Below are 18372 nucleotides of genomic sequence, written 5' to 3' on the forward strand. Positions count from 1 at the left end.
CGGCGCCGCCGGGGCGGGGGTGGGGGCGGCCGGGGGCGGCGGGGGCGCAGCGGGGGCGACGGCGTGTGCGCCGATCTGTGGCCGCGTGTCGACGTGCGGTCGAATCGCGATCGCCAGCGCGATAACGAGGGCCAGGACGCCGCCGACGAACAGCCCCAACACGCTCATCGCCACGAGAAACGGCCTCGTGGTCCGCTGCTCGTTCGGCGCGGCAGCGGAACCGGTCCATGGGGAGTCGACGTCGGCGGCGCCGAACGCGCCGTCGGGCGCGATGCCAGCGTCGTCGGGGTCGGCGCTGTAGGCCAACGCCTCGGCGCCACGTTCCACGGTCGCCGCACCGGCCGCGTAGCCGAGACCGACCGCGTGCGGAATCGCCGCGCCGGTGGCGGGATCTTGCGCGTACGCGATCGCGGCAGTCGAGGAAGAGAACAACGGCGGATGCGCCGATGCCAACGCCGCGCCCCTGGCCAGCGCCAACTCCGGCTCCTCCGGTGTGCTCACCACCAGGGAGGTGGCCGCCTCCAACTGCATCCTGATGGTGGCGACGTCGACGCCGTCGGAGCCGACCACGAACAGGCCATCCGGTCGAGGCTCCATCGCCTCGGCGCCGGCGGCCAGCGCGGTCACCGCTTCCACCGCCGCTTGGTCGTCGTCCGGGAGGGCCTGCCGGCGCACGTCGGCGACCGAACCGTCGCCGGTGTCGACCACGGCCATCGTCGCGGCCGACGGCTCCACGAACAGCAGGGCGGTGTGCGCGTAACGGGTCGCGCTACCCACCGTCTGCGTCAACGCGGCGGCCGCCAGAAACGCCGAGACCAGCATGATCTTGTCGATCCGCTGATCGGCCAGCAAGTCGCGCAGCGCGGCGGCCTGGGTGGGGTCCGTCCACGTCACCCCGACCGAGGCCAACGGGCAGCCGCTCTCCGTCGCCCCTTGCCGCGTTCCCAGGATCGCGGAGACCACTTGATCCGGTCCGGCCGGATCCGCCCGACCTCGGGACACGTCGAAAGTGTCCGTATCGACGGTGGCGCCCTCGGCGTGTTCGCCCTCGACCAAGATCGCGTGGACCGCCGCGGGCGTCATCGACACACCGAGTACGGTTTCCACCGTCCCTCCCGCAGACTGTCGCGAATCGCCCCCGCATTCCAGCCTAACCCCGCAGCCGGGCGGGCCGCGCCGTCAGTGCCCCTCAGCTGCGGGCAACACCGTGTGCACGACGCCGGTGCCGTCGTAGCGGAACTCGTGCGCGGGATGACGAAGGGGCTCGATGGTGCCATCTGCGTGCACGACGACTCCGCCACCGGAGGGGATTCCGAGTCCGGTGGTCGATCCCCGAAGCAGATCAGTCGCGTGCGACAGCCGCGCCCAGGCGCCCCGCTCGTCGTGCGCATCGATCACCCGCGGGACGAGGCCGAACACGTCGAGCAGCCCGGGCGCCGCGGATTCCGGTGCCTCGACGATTCCGTACCGTCCGAGCTGGACGGCGCCGGCCGAAACGCCGACGAGGACGGACCCGTGAGCGTGCCTGTGCAGGATCACGTCCTTCATCCCGGTTGCCTCGAACGTGTTCCAGCCGAGTCGCACATCGCCGCCCGCAAGCACGATCAGGTCGGCACGTTCCAGGAATGCGCGGTCTTGGGGGCCGAATGACGAATCGATCATGCGACGCTCGGTGATCCCGACTTCGTCCAGCGCCGCCTCGAAGATTTCGTAGAACTCACGACGATCCCCGTTGGAAGCGCCGATGTACGCCGCGGTCAGCGGTGTGTCCCGCGCCAATCCATCGAGGGCCGTCTCCAGCAGCGGTCGGTCGCGCCGCCTCCAGAACAGCAGCTGGCTGTCCGCCAGCAGGTACAGCGGTTGCGGTTGTGGCACAGTGTCAGTCACCGCACGTGAGCTCGGCGAAGCGTGCGAGCGCGGCGTCGAGATCAGCCGCGTCGAAGATTTCGCAGCGGCTGATGAGGTCGCCTTCGACGGTCTGGACCTCGATGCCCCGCCACTCGGCGGCGAACCCTTGGTGCGAGACACCGTGCGCCACATGGGAGCAAACGGCTCCGAGGTCAGTCAACCGATGAACGGCCTCGACCCGGAAGGTGGTGTTCGCGGTCAGTTGCCACAGCGAGATCGGTGACGCGTTGAGCCCGCCTTCCTCGATGATGCCCGGTCGTCGGTGATCGATGTTGACCCAATCGGGTGTCGTCGGGAAAAGCTCACGCCGGTTCATCGCGGCATACGACGCGGCGATGACCGACCACGTGTGCGCGTGGTCGGCCGCTTCCCCCGCGAGGTAACGGTTCTCGAGCTCCTCGAAGGCGGCGTCGAGGTCGTCGGCATCGATTAAAACATGAGCCGCGATTCGCCCGTCAGTGTTGATCTCAGCGATCGCCAGCATCTCTACGGCGAATTCCCCGCGCTCTAAGTCGGGGTTGAAGGAGCGGATGAGGCTGAGGGCGAGGCGCTCACCTCGGGTCGCAATCATGGTCAAAGATACCCGCGCAAGCCCCTCGGCCAGGGCCTGCATGTTCGCGACCACGACGTTGCGCCCGTCCCAGACGCCGATATTCACCACGCGACGGCGGTCGTCGACGAAACTGTCGCCGGCCAGGACGTCGGCCATGGCCGCCCAGTCGCCGGAGCTTGCGTGCGCGAAGAGCCGGCCTTCGGCTCGGCTTGCCGCGTTCTCCAGCCGGCTCGCCCGTGCTTGTAGTTCCTCGAACCTGGCAAGCGCGGCGTCCAGGTCCGACTCGTCGAAGACTTCGACGCGGCTAAGCAGGTCACCCTCGACGATGCCGACGAGGATTACCCGCCACTCGGCGTCAAAGCCCTCTTGCGAGGTTCCACGCGCAGCATGGGTGACGACCGCTCCCAGGTCATTCAGCCGATGCACCGCCTCGATGTCGGCGCGGGTGTCTGGCATGAGGTCCCACAAGCTACGAAGATACCCGGCCAGATCCTCACGCTCGGCCGTTAAGGCTGCTCGATGGTCGATGCAAATCGAATCCTGTGTCATGCAGGGAAGTTCGTGCCGGTTGGACTCGGAATAGCTCCGCGCGATGACCGACCAGGTGTGTGCGTGGGGGGCGGCTTCTCCGGCCAGGTAGCGGGCATCGAGTTCGCCGAATGCGGAGTCAATCTCCTCCGGGTCGAACAGGACGGCTGCCGTGACCTGTTCGCCGTTGTGCTCGACGACTTGAAGGACGTCGAGTTGAATTGCGGGATGGTCACGGCCCGACGCTTGAACGCGGGTGAGAACGAGGCGTTCGCCTCGGGTAGCGACGATTTCCGAGGCGAGGTTCGCCAATAATCCGACGTCAGCGGACACCCGCAGATCTTCGATCGCGGCATCGCGACCCTGTCGAACCCCGGCGTTGACGATCCGGCGGCGATCGTCGAGGGAATAGTCTTCGGCAAACAGCTGGGCCGTGGCGTCCCAGTCGCGGTCAGCGAAGTACGCCAGAAACCGTTGGTTCACTGGGTTTTCCAGCCACGGTCGCTGTCGGTGTAGTTCGTCGAACCTCGCGAGTGCGACGTTGAGATCCGTCTCGTCGAATAGCTCGGTGCGGTTGAAGCGGTCGCCGTCGACCATCGATAGGCTGACTTCTCGCCACTCGGCGTCAAAGCCGTCTCGCGAGGTCCCGCGAACTGCGTGTGTTACCAACGCCCCGAGATCGCTCAGTCGATGGACTGACTCGATGTAGATTCTGGTGTCCGGGATTACATCCCAGGTCGAGCGCATATACGTCTCAAGTTCACCGGGCCCGAATGCTCTCCCTCGCCGGTGGTCGACGTTTACCCAATCTGGTGTCCTTGCGGGAAGCTCGTTGCGGTTGGCCGCGGAGTAGGCGCGCGTGATGACCGACCACGTATGCGCGTGAGCGGCTGCTTCGCCGGCGATGTACCGCACGTCGAGCTCCTCGAATGCGTCGTCGATGTCGTCAGGGTCGAACACCGCGGTCGACGCGAATCGGTTATCGGCGTTGACCTCGATGACGCCGAGCGCCGCAGCCTGGAACGCTTCAGGCAGCGAATCTTGGCTCGCGAAGGTGAAACGGAAGAGTGCGAGCCGCTCTCCGCGGGTCGCAATGATGGCCGCCTGCACATCGCTCATCCAGACCTCTGCGGTGGCCCGCCAGTTCGCCATCTCGACATCTCGACCGCGGCGGATTCCGCTGTTGATGACGGAGCGGCGGTCGTCCGAGCAGAAGTCTTCTGCGATCAGATCTGCCATGGCATCCCAGGCATGGGCCGCAAAATGTGCGAGGAACTGCTCGAGCACCCGGCTTGCCACGTTTTGCAGCTGGGGCGCCAGACGACCGAGTTGATCGAATCGCGCGATGGCGGTGTCTAAGTCACTCTCGTCAAATAACTCGCAGCGGGTGAGTCGGTCGCCTTCCAGGATTAGAAGTTGAATCATTCGCCATTCGACGCCTAAGCCGTCCTGCGAGAGTCCGTGCGAATCGATCGTGACGACAGCTCCGACGCTGTTGATTCGATGCACCGTTTCGATGATCACCTTGAATTCCGGCGTCAGATCGAAGAACGTCTTCAGGGCGGGGGACAGCTCGCCTGACGCGAATGGTGTGGCTCGCCGGTGGTCGGCTATGACCCAGTCCACAGCTGGAAGTTCATGCCGGTTGAACATGGCGTAGATGCCTGTGATCGCCGACCAGGTCTGTGCGTGGGCGGTCGCTTCGCCGGCGATGTATCGGGCTTCGAGCTCGGCGAGGGCGAGCTCAAAGTCGTCGAGGTCGAAGGAGACAAGTGCGACAATCCGCTCGTCGGCGTCGATCTCGACGAGGCCGATCAACTCGGCGAGATAAGCCTCGGAGCCTTGCTCCGGGTCCGAAAAAGACATGCGTGCGCGCACGACGCACACGCGTTCCCCCCGAGTCGCCAAGACCGTTGACGTCATGCCCGTCCACCCCAGATCGGCCAATGTCCGCAAGTCCGTGATCTCCGCGGCTAGACCATGCCGGAGGCCCGCGCCCACCACCCGTCGGCGATCGTCCAAGGAGAAGTTGTCGACGAAGGACCCCGCGATGGCGTTCCAGTCACCCGCCGCGAGCTGTGCCGAAAAGCGCTCGCACACGAGGCTTGCCGTGTTCGTCAGCCGCGGAGTCTGCGGCTGCAGTGCCTCGAACCTCGCGATCGCGGCGTCGAGGTCAGCCTCGTCGAATAGCTCGCAACGGTCGACCCGGTCACCCTCGACTGTCAGAACCTGGAGCATTCGCCACTCAGCGTTCAAGCCTTCCGGCGAAGTCCCGCGCTGCGTGTGGGTGACGACCGCGCCGATGTGGCTGAGCCGATGCACCGCCTCGACGTGAATGGTGAGGTCTGGCGTGAGGTCCCATTTGGCGCTGATGGTTGGGATCGGATTGCTGAATGTGAATGGTGTACCCCGCCGGTGGTCGATCATGACCCAGTCGGTTGGGGGAAGCTCCCCGCGATTGAACGAGACGTGAACGCGTGTGATGACCGCCCAAGTGTGCGCGTGGGAGGCCGCTTCGCCGGCGAGGTAGCGCGCGTCGAGCTCCGCGAGGGCGGCGTCGAAGTCGTCGGCGTCGAATATGGAGTGAACAATCATCCGGCTGTCCCTGTCGATCTCCACGACGCCGAACATGTCCGCGCTGATCTCACCGGGCTCAAGTCCGTGGGCGGAGGACCGAATACGAGAAAGGGCAAGGCGTTGCCCACGAGTCGCGAGGATCGTCGAGACAACGCCCTCGAAACCGACGTCAGCGACTGCCCGCAGGTTTGCGAGGTTCGTGTCTCGCCCGCGGAGTTCACCGGAGTTGACAACCCGACGGTTGTCATGCGACACAACGTTTTCGGCGAGTATCTCGGCCATCGCGGGCCAATCGCGCGTCGTGAGGCCGCTCCAAAACCGTTCATTGACTTGGCTTGCCGCATTATCCAGGCGATGCGGCCGCGCCTGCAATTCGTCGAAGCGGGCGAGGGCGGCGTCGAGTTCTGTCTCGTCGAAGACTTCGCAGCGGCTGACCAACCCACCGCCGACCATCAGCACGGCGATCCCGCGCCACTCGGCGTCGAAACCCTCTCGCGTTTCACGCGCCGCGTAGGTAACGATTGCTCCCAAACCGCTCAGCCGATGCACTTGCTCGACATAGACATTGATGTCTTGGTCACTGGCCCCACCGGCGCCGAAATATGCGGTCAGGTCACCTGGCCCGAACGCCGTCTCCCGCCGGTGGTCGGCATACACGCAGCCTGGCGCGGCCAGCGGCGGCTCGCGCCGGTTGAGCGCGGCGTAACTACCCGCGATGACCGACCACGTGCGTGCGTGGCTGGCGGCTTCCCCGGCGAGGTAGCGGGCGTCGAGCTCGGCCAGGGCATTATCGAAATCGTTTAGTTCGAAGATGACGGATGCCACAACCCGTTCGTCGGCGCCGACCTCGACGAGGTTGAGGGCATCGTTCTTAATCGCACCGGGGTCGGACCCTGCCGCGCGAACACGCAAAAGCGCGAGTCGCCCGCCACGGGTCGCCATGACACCCACCATCGTCAAGGTGAAGCCGACGTCGGCGATCGCCCGCATGTCTGCAATCCCGGCATCTCGACCGTGTCGGATCCCGGCGTTCACCACCCGGCGGCGATCTTCGTTAGAAAAGTCATCCGCCACAACTTCGGCCATCGCGTCCCAGTCGCGGGCCGCGAACCACATGAAAATGCGCTCGTACGCCTGGCTCGCCGCGTTTCTCAGCCCACACGTCGGCCGGCTGAGCTGATCGAACCTCGCGATCGCGCCGCCGAGCTCCGCGTCGTCGAATAGCTCGCTGCGGCTGACCCGATCGCCGTCGAACATCACCACGTCGGTCACCCGCCACTCGGCGTCGAACCCGTCTGGGGAGGTCCCGATTGCCACGTGGGTAATCACCGCGCCTAGATTGCCCAGCCGGTGTACGGCCTCAATGTAGATGCGGGACTGCGGCGAGAGGTCCCATGCGGCAGAGAGATACGCGCCGAGATCATTCGCACCGATTGGTGCGAGGCGTCGATGGTCGAGGCTCGCCCAGTCAGATGTCGTTTTCGGGATTGTCCGCTGGTTCAGCGCCGCGAACGCCTCCGTAACGAGCGCCCAGGTGTGCGCGTGTTCCGCTGCTTCACCCCTGAGGTAGCGGGTGTCAAGCTCGCCGAAGGCGGCGTCGATGTCGTCGAGATCAAAGATGATCCGCGCCCTCAGCTGACCATCGGCATTGACCTCAATGACGTCGAAAACATCGGTGTGGAATGCCTCCGGCCGCTTGTCGCGGCCCCAGGTTTGGGTGCGGCACAGCGCAAGGCGGTCGCCGCGGGTGGCGATGATATCCGCGGTCAAGCTTTCAACGCCGATTTCGAGCGTTGCCGACATTTCTTCGAGTACGGCGTTACGACCTTGTCGCGTGCCCGCATTCACCGGTCGACGGCGATCCTCGGTTGAAATATCCTCGGCCAGAATCTCGGACATCGCGTCCCAATCGCGGGTTCCGAAGCACGCTTGCAGGCGTTCGCGCGTTTGGGTTGCCGTGTTCTCCAGACGCGGCACCGGGCGGCTCAGCTGGTCGAAATTGGCAAGCGCGGTCTGCAAGTCCGCCTCATCGAACAACTCGCAGCGGTTGACCAAGCTGCCTTCGACCGTGACCAACGCGACCTCGTGCCACTCGCCGTCGAACCCTTCGTGCGACTTTCCATGCGCGACATAGGAAACGATCGCGCCACGCTCGTCCAACCGGTGCACGGCATCGACGTAGGTGGTGATGTTCTGGCCGATGTCCCACCCGGCGCGGATGTATGCGGGCAGCTGGTTGCGAGCGAACGTCGCCACCCGGCGATGGTCGACGGTCGTGCAGTCGGGGGCCATCGCGGGGAATTCGCGCCGGCTGATCGAGGCGAAAGTTCCCGTGACCACCGACCATGCGGCGGCATAGGGCGCCGCTTCGCCGGCCAGGTACCGGGCGTCAAGCTGGGCAATGGCGGCGTCGATGTCTTCGAGGTCGTAGGTGCCGACGTTCGCGATGCGGTCGTCGGCATCGATCTCGACGACGTTGAGGGCGTCGTTTTGAATCGCGTCGGGGTCGCTGCCGGACGCGCGAACACGTGCCAGCACGAGACGCTGCCCGCGGGTCGCAATTGCGCTGACCATCGAGATGCCGAAGCCGACTTCGGCGGCGGCCTGCAAGTCTCTGACCACGGCGTCTCTACTGCGTTGCGTCTCGGCACTCACGACGCGCCGGTGATCGATGCCGACGTAGTCATCGGCCACGAGGTCAGCCAGGGCGTCCCAGTCACGCGCCGCGAAGTGCGACCACTCCTCCTCAAATACGCGCGCGGCCTTGTTCTGCAATCGCCGCGGAATCGGGTGCTTCGCCTCGAATCGGGCATGCGCGGCGTCAAGCTCGGCGAGCGCGCCGTCGAGGTCGTCGACGTCGAACCAGACTTGCAGGGATATCTGGCCGTCTTCGTCGATGCCGTAAAGCAAGAGGAATTCGTCCCGCGGTGCCCCAGGGCTGACGTCGTCCGCGCCTATCACCAATCGAGCGAGCGCAAGACGCTCGCCTCGCACGGCGATAACCACTTGGGTCAGCCGCATAGGGACTTTCTCCAAAACGCGCCTGTTCACCTGTGGGAACTCGCCCGGTGGGACGTCGATCTGCCCAAAGCCGACGATTTTGCGGCGACTCTCGATGGATCCATCAGCCGCGAACAGCTGCTCGAACTCGTCCCAGGCCTCACGATTTATTGCGGCCGTCACGCGTTCGCCCGCTCGAACGCATGCGTTGTCGAGCTCGACAATGCGCGCGCCTGGTGGCGTCGCTACACGCGGAACGGCGCGCTCACCGAGAACCCGACGCGCCTTCTCGGCAAGCGCGACAGCGCCTTTCCGCTCGTACAGATCGACCGCCCGCTCAGCGGCGGCCCGCGCACCCGCGAAGTCACCGGCGGCACCCAACACGGTTGCCAGCGTCAGGCACGCGTCGCCGTGATCGACCAGCGCGTCGGTGCGCTCGGCGAGGGCGACGGCGTCCTCGGCGACCCGACGCGCCTCGTCATCGTCGCCGCGCCGCGACAGCAGCCGCGCGCGAAGCGTGCGCCAGGCGATCGACGCCTTCAGCGCGTGGCCGGCGAGACGTTCACTCTCCGCGCACAATTCGACGGCCTCGACGTCCCGGTCTTGCGCGAGGCAGGCCCGGCCCAGCAGCGCCGCGGTTTCGGCGGTGTCGGCGTCCAGGCCCATGCGACGAAACCCGTTGTAGGCCTTCCGGAGATGCGCCTCGGCGGCGGCGGGCTCGTCGGCGACCAGCTCGACGATGCCGGCGAACTGCTCGACCTCGGACAGCGCGTGGCGCAGCCCGAGATCGGTGACCGTGCGCCGGGCGGAGTCGATCATCCGGCGCGCCGCCGCGGCCCGCCCGCGGAAGGCCTCCAACACGGCCTGGCACCGCGTCGACGTCGCCTCCACCGCCGGCGAGTCCGTCGTGATCCGCAGCAGCCGCACCACGTCCAGGCACCGTCCGCCCGCCCGCGGCACCGGGTTCGGCCCCCACAGCGCGGCCAGGGGTGCGTTGGCCAACACGGCGTTGACCCGACGATGCTCCCGCGCGCGCCGCGCCGCGGTGAGCGCGTCGTCCAGGGCGATCTCGCAGTCGCCGATCCGCCCAAGGCGGGCAAGGCATCCCGCACGGACGGTGTGCGCCTTGGCTTCTCCGGCGGCGTCGCCGAACTCCGCGAGCCTGGCGGCCGCAGCACCGACCGCGGTCTCCACCTCGTCGAGCCGCTCCGGATGGATCAACATCGAGAGTTGGCCGTCGAAGCACGTCGCCCATGCCGCGATGCGGGCCGAATCGATGGGGACGCTCTGCAATTGAGACACCGCATCGGCCGCCGACGTCACGTCGCCCGCGGCCAGCAGGGCCTCGCAACGCGCCACCAGCAACTCGGCCGTCTGGTCGTCGCGGTCGGGCAGCTCCTCGTCGATCTCTTCCAGCGCGTGCAGGGCACGGTCGTAGAGGTCGGCGGCGCCCTCATAGGCCAGGCGGGTCATCGCCTGGTCGGCGGCGCGCCGGCAATATTCGACCGCCTTGGCCGCGTTGCCCGCCCACGCGCATTCGAAGTAGTGATACGCCAGTTCGGCGAGCAGTTCCTCTTCGGCGCCCGGCTCGCCTTCCAGCGTGGTCGCGATCCGCTGGTGCAGCCGCATGCGGCGAACGGATGGCAGCTCGGCGAGCAGCGACTGCCGCACGATCGCGTGGTTGAACCGGTAGCGCCCGCCGGGCTCTTCGATGACGATGCCGGCCCTGCACGCCTCGTCGAACGCGTCGACCAGGTCGTCTCCCACCACCCGTTCGACGAGCTCCAGCGCGAACCGGCTGCCCACGACGGCGGCGGCGGCAAGCGCCCTGTTCGCCTCCGCCGGCAGCCGCGAAAGACGGCGACTCACCGCCTCGCGGACCCCCTGCGGCAGCGTGCTCTGATCCCAGCGGCCGCCGCTTTCATCCACGTGGCGCAGGGCCTCGATGAGGAAGAACGGATTCCCACCCGTGACCGATGCCAATGCCCGGGCCAGCTCTTCGTCGTTGTAGCCGGCCTCGGCGACGTACGCGGTCACGTCGTCCTCGTCGAGGCCGCTGAGGCCGAGCCGGTTGGCCGTGCCGTCCCGGTGCAGGTCGGCGAGCATCGCCGCCAGGGGATGGGAGCGGTCGAGGTCGGTGCTGCGGTACGTGCCGATGATCTGCATGCGGGCGTGCTCGCCGAACCGCAGCAGATGTCGCAGTAATAGCAGCGTGGGCTTGGCGGCCCAGTGCAGGTCGTCGAGGACCAGGACGACCGGAGCGCTCGCCGACGCCATGGCCAACAGCGCCACGACGGCGTCGAACAGCGCGTAGCGTTCGGTGTCCGGGTCAGCGCGGGTCGGCGCGGCCAGGTCGGGGACCACATCGGCCAGCCCGGGCACCAGCGTGAGGAGTGCTTCGACGCCCCGCAGCCCGCCAAGCCCGCCCGCCCCGAGGCACGGCACCAACGCACGCAAGGCTTCGGCGAACGGTTGGTACGGCGCGCCAAGGTCCTCGTCGCATCGGCCGTAAATGACCAGCGCGCCGTCGTCATAGGCGTGCCGGCACCATTCGCCGGCCAGACGCGTCTTACCGACCCCCGGTTCGCCGGCGATCAGCACCGCGTTGGTGCCGCCGGCAACCGCGGCCCGCCACGCCGCAGCCAGTCGTTCCAGCTCGTCCTCGCGCCCGACGAACGGCCCGCGGCCAGCGAGCACCGCCGGCAGGCTCGGGCGTTTCAACGGCGCTTCCGGCGGGACCGCCCGACCCGGCTCCTCGGTGGTTTGCAAGCGGAGCTCGAAGACGTGTTCCGGGCGCGCCAGATTGCGCAGCTGGCGGCTGCCCAGGTCGGCGAGCACGACATCATCGGCCAGCGAGTCGATCACCAGCTCCGCGGTCGCGCCCGAGCACAGGATCTGGCCGCCGGTGGCCAGCGACCGCAGACGCGCGGCGCGGTTGACCGCCCGACCGAAATAGTCGCCGTCGCGGAGTTCGACCTCCCCGGTGTGCAACGCCACGCGAATGCGCATGGGCTCCCGCAGCCCCCACGGCTCGTGGATGATCGCGTCTTGGACTTCGATAGCCGCGGCGGCCGCGGCCGACGGCCGCTCGAAGACCGAGAAGGTGGCATCGCCCTCGCCGCGGGTCTTGATCAGCCGCCCTCCGCGCGACGTAACGACCTGCTCGACGAGCTCGTCGTGCCGTGCCAGCGCCACGGCCATGGCTTCGGCGTCCGCTTCCCATGCGGCCGTCGACCCTTCGATGTCGGTCAACAGGAACGTCACGGCGCGGGTCACCGACGAGACCTGTTGTGCGGCGGGCATTTCCAGTGCCGAATCCTGCGCGACGATCGCCGCCTCCAGCCGGCGAAGGTCCGGCCCCGGGTCGACGCCGAGTTCGTCGGCGAGCAGCGCACGCGCGCGCTGGTAGGCGCCCAGCGCCTCACCCTGCCTGCCGGCGCGGTAAAGCGCGAGCATCAGCTGGCCCCAACGCCGTTCGCGCAGCGGCGCTTCGGCAACCGCTGCCTCGAGCTCGCCGACGATCTCCGCAGCCCGGCCCGTCGCGAGGAGCGCGTCGGCCCTATCCTCCACCAGCGCCGCGTGGCCCTCGATCCAGCGCGTTTTCTCGGAGGTGCCCCGCCGGCCGTCGGGCAGTTCGGGCAGTCCGCGCCAGAGCGTCAGTGCCTCCTCGAAACGGGCCAACGCCTGGCCGATGTCCCCGGCGGCAGCGGCGTCGCGTCCCTGCCGCGCGGCCGACTTGTAGCGCGCCGCGTCGACCTCGGCCTCGGCCAGCGTCCAGCCCGCGCCCGCCGTCAGAACGAAGCCGTCGCCCAGGGTGCGACGTAGCGAGGAGATGTGGGTCTGCAGCGCCTTTGCCGCGGTGCGGGGCGGATCCTCGCCCCAGAGCAACTCGACCAGGGTGTCGGCCGCCACGACCGAGCCGCTGTGCAACCCGAGCATCGTGAGGATGGCGCGAGGCTTGGCGCCCGGGATACCGACGGGCGCTCCGCCTTGCCGGACCTGAAGAGGCCCCAAAACCCCCAGTTCCACCAGATGAAGCGTAATCACGTCAGCAATCATCGGGAGGGCGATTCAATGGACGGTCAAGATCGAGTAAAGGCCTCGCATCCGGCCCGAAGATCAACGCACCGTATGGCCGGCGCAGCGAAGACGTTAGGTTTATAGCCATGGGCAACGAAGGGGGTGGATCGGCGTTCACCTGGCAGGGCCGGCGTGAGCTGGTGAGCCAGATACACGAGCAGCTCGACGAGCTGGTGGAGGCCCGCGACCAGATGGAACAGCTGGTGCGGGTCATCAGCGAAATCGGTTCAGATCTCGACCTGGGCGTGACGTTGCACCGCATCGTCAAAGGGGCGATGGAGCTGACCGGCTCTCGCTACGCGGCGCTCGGTATCCGCGCCCCCGATGGTGCCCTGGCCTCCTTCGTCCACGCGGGTATCGAGGACGACCTCGCGCGCCTCCTCGGAGATCTTCCGGTGGGCGAGGGCCTCCGCCTCGACGATGTGAGTGCTCATCCGCAGGCCGGCGCGCTGCAGTCCCACGATCCGCCGCTGCGGGCGCTGCTCGGCCTGCCGATCACGGTGCGGGGAGCGGACTTTGGCAGCCTCTATCTCGCCGACGACCGACCGGGCCGCGTGTTCTCCGACTCTCAGGCGGCCGCCGTGCGGGCCCTGGCGACGGCCGCGGCGGCCGCCATCGACAATGCGCGGCTGTTCGAACGCGAGCGTGAAACGGCGCGGTGGACGAAGGCCAGTCGCGAGATCACCACCGCGCTGCTGTCCGGTGACCCCCAGACCGGCCCGTTGCAGCTCATCGTGAATCGCGCGCTGGAGTTGGCCGGCGCCGAGCAGGCGATCCTGCTGATCCCGCGGGAGCCCGACCTGCCCGCCGACGAGGTCGACACCCTCGTCGTGGCCGCGACGGCGGGCCGGTACTCCTCCGAGGTGATCGGTCGCCAGGTGCCGATGGACGGCTCCACCACCGGCGGCGTTGCCCGCCGTGGCCTGCCGCTGATCACCGAGTCCTTCCAATATCCGATCGAGGGCTTCACCGACGTGGGTGAACGCTCGGCGATCGTCATGCCGCTGATCGCCGACGGCGCGGTGCTCGGGGTGATCGCCGTCGCCCGCGACCCCCAGCAGTCGCCGTTCGGCGACGATTACCTCGAGCTGGTGAGCGACTTCGCCCGGCACGCGGCCATCGCCCTGGCGTTGGCGGCCGGTCGCGAACACGCGCTCAACCAGGAGCTGGCCCAGGCCGACACCGTCGACGCCGCGGTGAATGCGGCCGCCGAGGAATTGCGCCGGCTGTGGCGGGCCCGCCGCGTCCTGGCCGTCACCTTCCCGGCCCACAGCTCATCCACCGAAACCGCCTACGGCGCACCGCAAGTCGTGTCGGTGGGCGAGTCCGCGGTGTGGGGTGACCTGCCGTCGCAGACCCAACAGATGCTGGGCTCGTTGCGTGACGGTGACCTGCTCACCGCGCGCACCGGCGAGCTGGGGACGGCCGGCATCGCGCTGCAGCACCCCGACGGCGTGCTCGTGGTCTGGATCGATCTCGCGGACCGACGGCCGTTCACCCTCGAGGACCAAACCCTGCTCACGGTGTTGGCGGGCCGCCTCGGTCAGGGCCTGCAGCGGGTCCATCAGGTCGACCAGCAGCGCGAAACCGCCCTGGCGCTGCAGCACGCGATCCTGGGCCCCGCCGACCTGCCGCACGGGTTCGCGGTGCGCTATCAGGCCGCCAGCCGGCCCCTGCAGGTCGGCGGCGACTGGTACGACGTCGTCGAACTCGAGGACGGCCGCATCGCCATGGTCGTCGGGGATTGCGTGGGGCACGGCCTCGCCGCCGCCACCGTGATGGGCCAGGTGCGCAGCGCCTGCCGCGCGTTGTTGTTCGAAAACCCCAGCCCCGGCGCCGCTCTCGCCGGGATGGATCGCTTCGCCGCGCGGCTGCCCGGCGCGCAGTGCACCACCGCCGTCTGCGCGGTGCTCAACCCCGAGACCGGTGAGCTGGTGTATTCCAGTGCCGGGCACCCGCCGCCCATCCTGGTCCATTCGGACGGGACCACGCAGATACTCGACGACGGCCACACCATCGCGTTGGGTGTGCGTGCCGACTGGACCCGCCCCGAGGCCCGGGTGACCATCCCCGCGCGGGCGACCCTGCTGCTGTACACCGACGGGTTGGTCGAGCGGCGCCGGGCCGCGCTGGGCCAGGGGATCTCGCGGGCCGCCGCGCTCGTGCAGGACGGGCGCGCGTCCATGCTCGAGGAGCTGGCCAACGACATCATGTCGCATCTGGCGCCGAGCGGCGGCTACCAGGACGACGTTGTCCTTTTGCTTTATCGCCACCCCGCGCCGCTGGAGCTCACGTTCCCGGCCGACGTCAGCCATCTCGCGCCGGCCCGAACGGCCTTGCGGACCTGGTTGACGCGGACCCAGCTGGACCCGGAGCAGGCGATGAACGTGCTCGTCGCGGCGGGGGAGGCCGTCGCCAACGCGATCGAGCACGGCCACCGCGACAAGCCCGAGGGCACGATCAGCCTGGGCGCGACGGCGCTGGTCGACCAGGTGCAGTTGACCATCACCGACACCGGCTCGTGGAAGCCTCCGCAACCGGCCAGTTTCCCTCATCGGGGCCGGGGTATCGCCCTGATGCGGGGGCTGATGCACGACGTCACGATCAGCCCCGATGCCGCCGGGACGACTGTTCACCTATCCGCGAGGATCACATGATGCCCACGTCGCTCACCCTCGACACCGCGCGCCGCGACGACGGCGAGCTGATGCTCGTCGCGGCGGGGGAGATCGATCTGAGCAACATCGACCACTTCGTCCAGGCCCTCACCAGCGCCAGCGGCGAGGCCACCGGGGGCGGGCCGCTCACCGTCGACCTCAGCGAAGTCGAGTACCTCGACAGCGCCGCCATCAACGCGCTGTTCACCCACGCCAACCACATTCATCTGATCGCCCATCCGATCCTGATGCCGATCCTCACCATCAGCGGCCTGACCGAACTGGTTGCCGTCGAGCCCGCGCCGGCCGCGGGCTGACGACCAGCCGACCGGATCAGGCGTTTTCGGCGATCCAGGCGCTGGTGAAGTGCTGCAACGCGGGAATGCTCTGACCCAGATCCGCTTCCATCGACTTTTCGAGTTTGCGGCCCACCAGCGGAATCTTCACCGCCACCTGTACGGCGAAGCGCAGGCGCGTGCCGTCACCGTTGGGTGCCATCCACGCCTCCGCGCGGCCTGAGCCCACCCCACCGGAGCTCACGACGCTGATCTGCCCGCGAACTTCGCCGTTATCGGCCGGCCGCCACGTCTCGCTGTGGACGATCTTCAGCTCGCCGGGGACGGCTTTGGCGATGAGCATGGGTAGCACCTGCCGGGCCACGTGCTGGGTGGCGCGCACCGTCACCGTGCCGTCATCGTCGACGACCAGCGAATCCAGGGTTGTCGGGGCGTTGCTGGCCTTGAGGCGGGCGAGCCAGTAGTCCTCGCGGCCGAAGGTGGTGTGGATCTGCTCCACGCTGGCGGGCGATTCGATCTGGATGTCGAAGGAACGCGACATGCCGACGATTCTTCCAAAGCGGGCCGTCCCATGCCTGTGGGGTGGGTTTGATCCGCGCCATGTTTCGAACGTACGTGCGACGGCTATCCCTCGGCGCGGAGGTGAAAAGACATGGCTGACGACACACGACAGGCGCCAGGGGAAAATCCGGAGAAGGACACGTCGGAATGGGTCACGGGTGACGAGCCGATGACCGGGCCGCAACGCAGCTACCTACACACGCTGGCCCAGGAGGCCGGGCGAGACGTTCCCGACGACATGACCAAGGCGCAGGCGTCGGAGCTCATCGACGAGCTGCAGCAACAGACGGGGCGCGGCAATTGATTAGCGGGGCGCCTTGCGGGCGAGGTCGCCGAACCTGACGCTGACGCGCTGAAAGCCCTTGACCCGCTCGGCTTTTGCTTTCTTGGTATAGGTCTTGCGGTCGGCAGGCGTGAGTTCCGCGTCATCAGTGAACGGAGTGAGCAGGGCCCGCGGGTAAAGTCGTTCCACGAGAACGACATTGATCTCGGCGCACAGGACGAGAGTGGACGAGACCAAGAACAGGAACGCCAGCAATCCGAGCACCAGAGCGAAGACGCTGTTGGTGGCGCTCGCCGTTTTCACCGTGTGCCGAATGTATCCGGCGCCGCCCCACTGCAGTATCTGCCAGATCACGGCCGCGGCAAGGGCTCCCGGCAGCACCTGGCGATAGGTGAGATCCCGCGCGGTCGTCACGCGGAACGCGACCAGACAGATCAGCGCGTTGATCCCCACGGCGACCAGCACGACGCCGACCTTCCCGAACAGGCCCAGCGCCCCGGTGGCCTGGCCCGCCGCGGACAGGACGGTGGCGGCGAGGGCCGCGGAGCCGAGGACCAACAACAACAGCAGGCTGCGCAGGCGGGAGCGGAGCGGGTCGGGACGCTTGTTCCGCGGGACGGCCCACACCGAGTCCATCGCGTTCTGCAGCGCCTGGCCGACGCCCAACCCGCCGTAGAGCGCGCCCGCGACGCCAACCACCACGGCGACGGTTCCCCCGCTGAGGCCCGCGGGTTGATGCAGTTGGTCGCCGATGACCGGAAATTGGCTCAGCGTGCTGTGAAGCACCTGTTGCTGCAGGTCGGGGTGTCCCGCGAGGACCACTCCGAGGCCGGTCGTCAACAGCAGCAGCAGCGGGAACAGCGACACGAACCCGTAGTAGGTGATCAGGGCGGACAGGTAGCCGCCTTGGTCGTCGAGGTATTTGTAGATCACGGCGATCACCACGCCGGCGCCGCGGTTTCGTCGCTGCAGCCTGTCCAGCCAACCCACCATCTCGTGCTCACTTCGTTGCTGCGGAAGTGGATGCCCCCCCGACGGGACTGGCAGGTAATACCCGGATCCGGCCTCGATCAATCGTCGGTCGCTGGCGGCCGGATCGCCATGCCAGGATGGGGCGATGGGTGACGACGAGATGCGTTCGGAGCGCGAATTCAATGAGCGCAATATCGAGGAGTTCCGGCGCAACGGAGGCAAGGTGGGTGGCCAGTTCGAGGGCTTCCCGCTGCTGCTGCTGACCTCGACCGGAGCGCGCAGCGGCGCGCAGCGGGTCAACCCCGTCGCCTACTTCGATGTCGACGGCAGGATCTATATCGTCGGATCCGCCGCCGGCCGCGACAATAACCCCGCGTGGGTGCACAACATCCGCGCCAACCCGAGGGTGACCGTCGAGATCGGCTCCGAGGCGCCCAAATCGGCGACCGTGCGCGAATTACCGCGTGAGGAGCGGGATTCCGTCTACCGCATCGTCGTCGAGCGGGCGCCGGGATTCGGCGAGTACCAGGAGCGCACGGACCGGGTCATCCCGGTCTTCGAGCTGGTTACGAATAACAGCACCGCCGCCGCGCCGCGTGTCGCAGAATGACCGACATGGCGATGAAGCACCTGCTACGCGGCCGCGCCTTTGGCGCCTTCGCGCTCGCTTTGACGGCGTTGCCGGTGATCGCGATTTCGGCGCCCGCGATCAGCCGTGCCGACCCCAATTGCGCTGAAGGCTTTGTGTGGAGCGTGGACCTGCATCAATGCGTTCCCTGGGTCCCCGCCGTGAATGGGCCGGGCGGACCAGGGGGGCCTGGCGGCCCCGGTGGTCCGGGTGGTCCGGGTGGCCCCGGTGGGCCTGGCGGCCCGGGCGGCCCCGGCCCCGGCCCATAGTCGGGCCGACTACCGGACGTCTCGCGGCGACCCGCTCCCGAACACTCGGGAACCAAACCG

Annotated in this window: 9 protein-coding genes; 4 read left to right on the top strand and 5 right to left on the bottom strand. The window is 67.9% G+C overall.

Annotated features, from left to right (window positions below; translation table 11 throughout):
* The 3 genes from HMPREF0591_RS33245 to HMPREF0591_RS23260 form a co-directional block, all read right to left on the bottom strand.
* Positions 1 to 1107: DUF7159 family protein (locus tag HMPREF0591_RS33245; protein ID WP_050790115.1), on the bottom strand; the 1107-nt coding region annotated here is incomplete at its 3' end.
* A 72-nt stretch (positions 1108 to 1179) separates the two neighbouring features.
* Positions 1180 to 1887 (bottom strand): Type 1 glutamine amidotransferase-like domain-containing protein, encoded by a 708-nt coding sequence (locus tag HMPREF0591_RS23255; protein ID WP_007171138.1) that lies wholly within the window; start codon positions 1885 to 1887, stop codon positions 1180 to 1182.
* Entirely contained in the window at positions 1880 to 12595 is a 10716-nt protein-coding gene (locus tag HMPREF0591_RS23260; protein WP_279626984.1) for a BTAD domain-containing putative transcriptional regulator, read from the bottom strand. The genes HMPREF0591_RS23255 and HMPREF0591_RS23260 overlap by 8 nt, the downstream gene beginning before the upstream one ends.
* Positions 12596 to 12732: 137 nt before the next feature.
* Between HMPREF0591_RS23260 and HMPREF0591_RS23265 the strand changes: the two genes are divergently transcribed.
* Positions 12733 to 15303 (top strand): SpoIIE family protein phosphatase, encoded by a 2571-nt coding sequence (locus tag HMPREF0591_RS23265; RefSeq protein WP_007171140.1) that lies wholly within the window; start codon positions 12733 to 12735, stop codon positions 15301 to 15303.
* Positions 15303 to 15620, top strand: coding sequence for an STAS domain-containing protein (locus tag HMPREF0591_RS23270; protein WP_040623780.1), 318 nt, complete (start codon positions 15303 to 15305; stop codon positions 15618 to 15620). Before HMPREF0591_RS23265 ends, HMPREF0591_RS23270 begins: the two co-directional genes overlap by 1 nt.
* A gap of 16 nt (positions 15621 to 15636) precedes the next feature.
* Here HMPREF0591_RS23270 and HMPREF0591_RS23275 read toward each other — a convergent pair whose 3' ends face one another.
* A complete protein-coding gene (locus HMPREF0591_RS23275; RefSeq protein ID WP_007171142.1) occupies positions 15637 to 16140 on the bottom strand; it encodes a DUF2505 domain-containing protein in 504 nt (167 codons plus the stop codon).
* Positions 16141 to 16251: 111 nt separating this feature from the next.
* Here HMPREF0591_RS23275 and HMPREF0591_RS23280 point away from each other — a divergent pair, with 111 nt between their 5' ends.
* Positions 16252 to 16464, top strand: coding sequence for a DUF3072 domain-containing protein (locus HMPREF0591_RS23280; RefSeq protein WP_007171143.1), 213 nt, complete (start codon positions 16252 to 16254; stop codon positions 16462 to 16464).
* Here HMPREF0591_RS23280 and HMPREF0591_RS23285 read toward each other — a convergent pair whose 3' ends face one another.
* A complete protein-coding gene (locus HMPREF0591_RS23285; protein WP_007171144.1) occupies positions 16465 to 17436 on the bottom strand; it encodes a YihY/virulence factor BrkB family protein in 972 nt (323 codons plus the stop codon).
* Between the two features lie 124 nt (positions 17437 to 17560).
* Here HMPREF0591_RS23285 and HMPREF0591_RS23290 point away from each other — a divergent pair, with 124 nt between their 5' ends.
* A complete protein-coding gene (locus HMPREF0591_RS23290; protein ID WP_007171145.1) occupies positions 17561 to 18025 on the top strand; it encodes a nitroreductase family deazaflavin-dependent oxidoreductase in 465 nt (154 codons plus the stop codon).
* Positions 18026 to 18372 lie beyond the last annotated feature (347 nt).

Origin of the sequence: Mycobacterium parascrofulaceum ATCC BAA-614, from assembly GCF_000164135.1 — a bacterium.
In the GTDB taxonomy this organism is placed as follows: Bacteria; Actinomycetota; Actinomycetes; order Mycobacteriales; family Mycobacteriaceae; genus Mycobacterium; species Mycobacterium parascrofulaceum.

Bases quoted from the DNA above. Each gene is read 5' to 3' on its own strand.
- HMPREF0591_RS23265 (WP_007171140.1), top strand. From the start codon at position 12,733: ATGGGCAACGAAGGGGGTGGATCGGCGTTCACCTGGCAGGGCCGGCGT.
- HMPREF0591_RS23270 (WP_040623780.1), top strand. From the start codon at position 15,303: ATGCCCACGTCGCTCACCCTCGACACCGCGCGCCGCGACGACGGCGAG.
- HMPREF0591_RS23275 (WP_007171142.1), bottom strand. From the start codon at position 16,140: ATGTCGCGTTCCTTCGACATCCAGATCGAATCGCCCGCCAGCGTGGAG.
- HMPREF0591_RS23280 (WP_007171143.1), top strand. From the start codon at position 16,252: ATGGCTGACGACACACGACAGGCGCCAGGGGAAAATCCGGAGAAGGAC.
- HMPREF0591_RS23285 (WP_007171144.1), bottom strand. From the start codon at position 17,436: ATGGTGGGTTGGCTGGACAGGCTGCAGCGACGAAACCGCGGCGCCGGC.
- HMPREF0591_RS23290 (WP_007171145.1), top strand. From the start codon at position 17,561: ATGGGTGACGACGAGATGCGTTCGGAGCGCGAATTCAATGAGCGCAAT.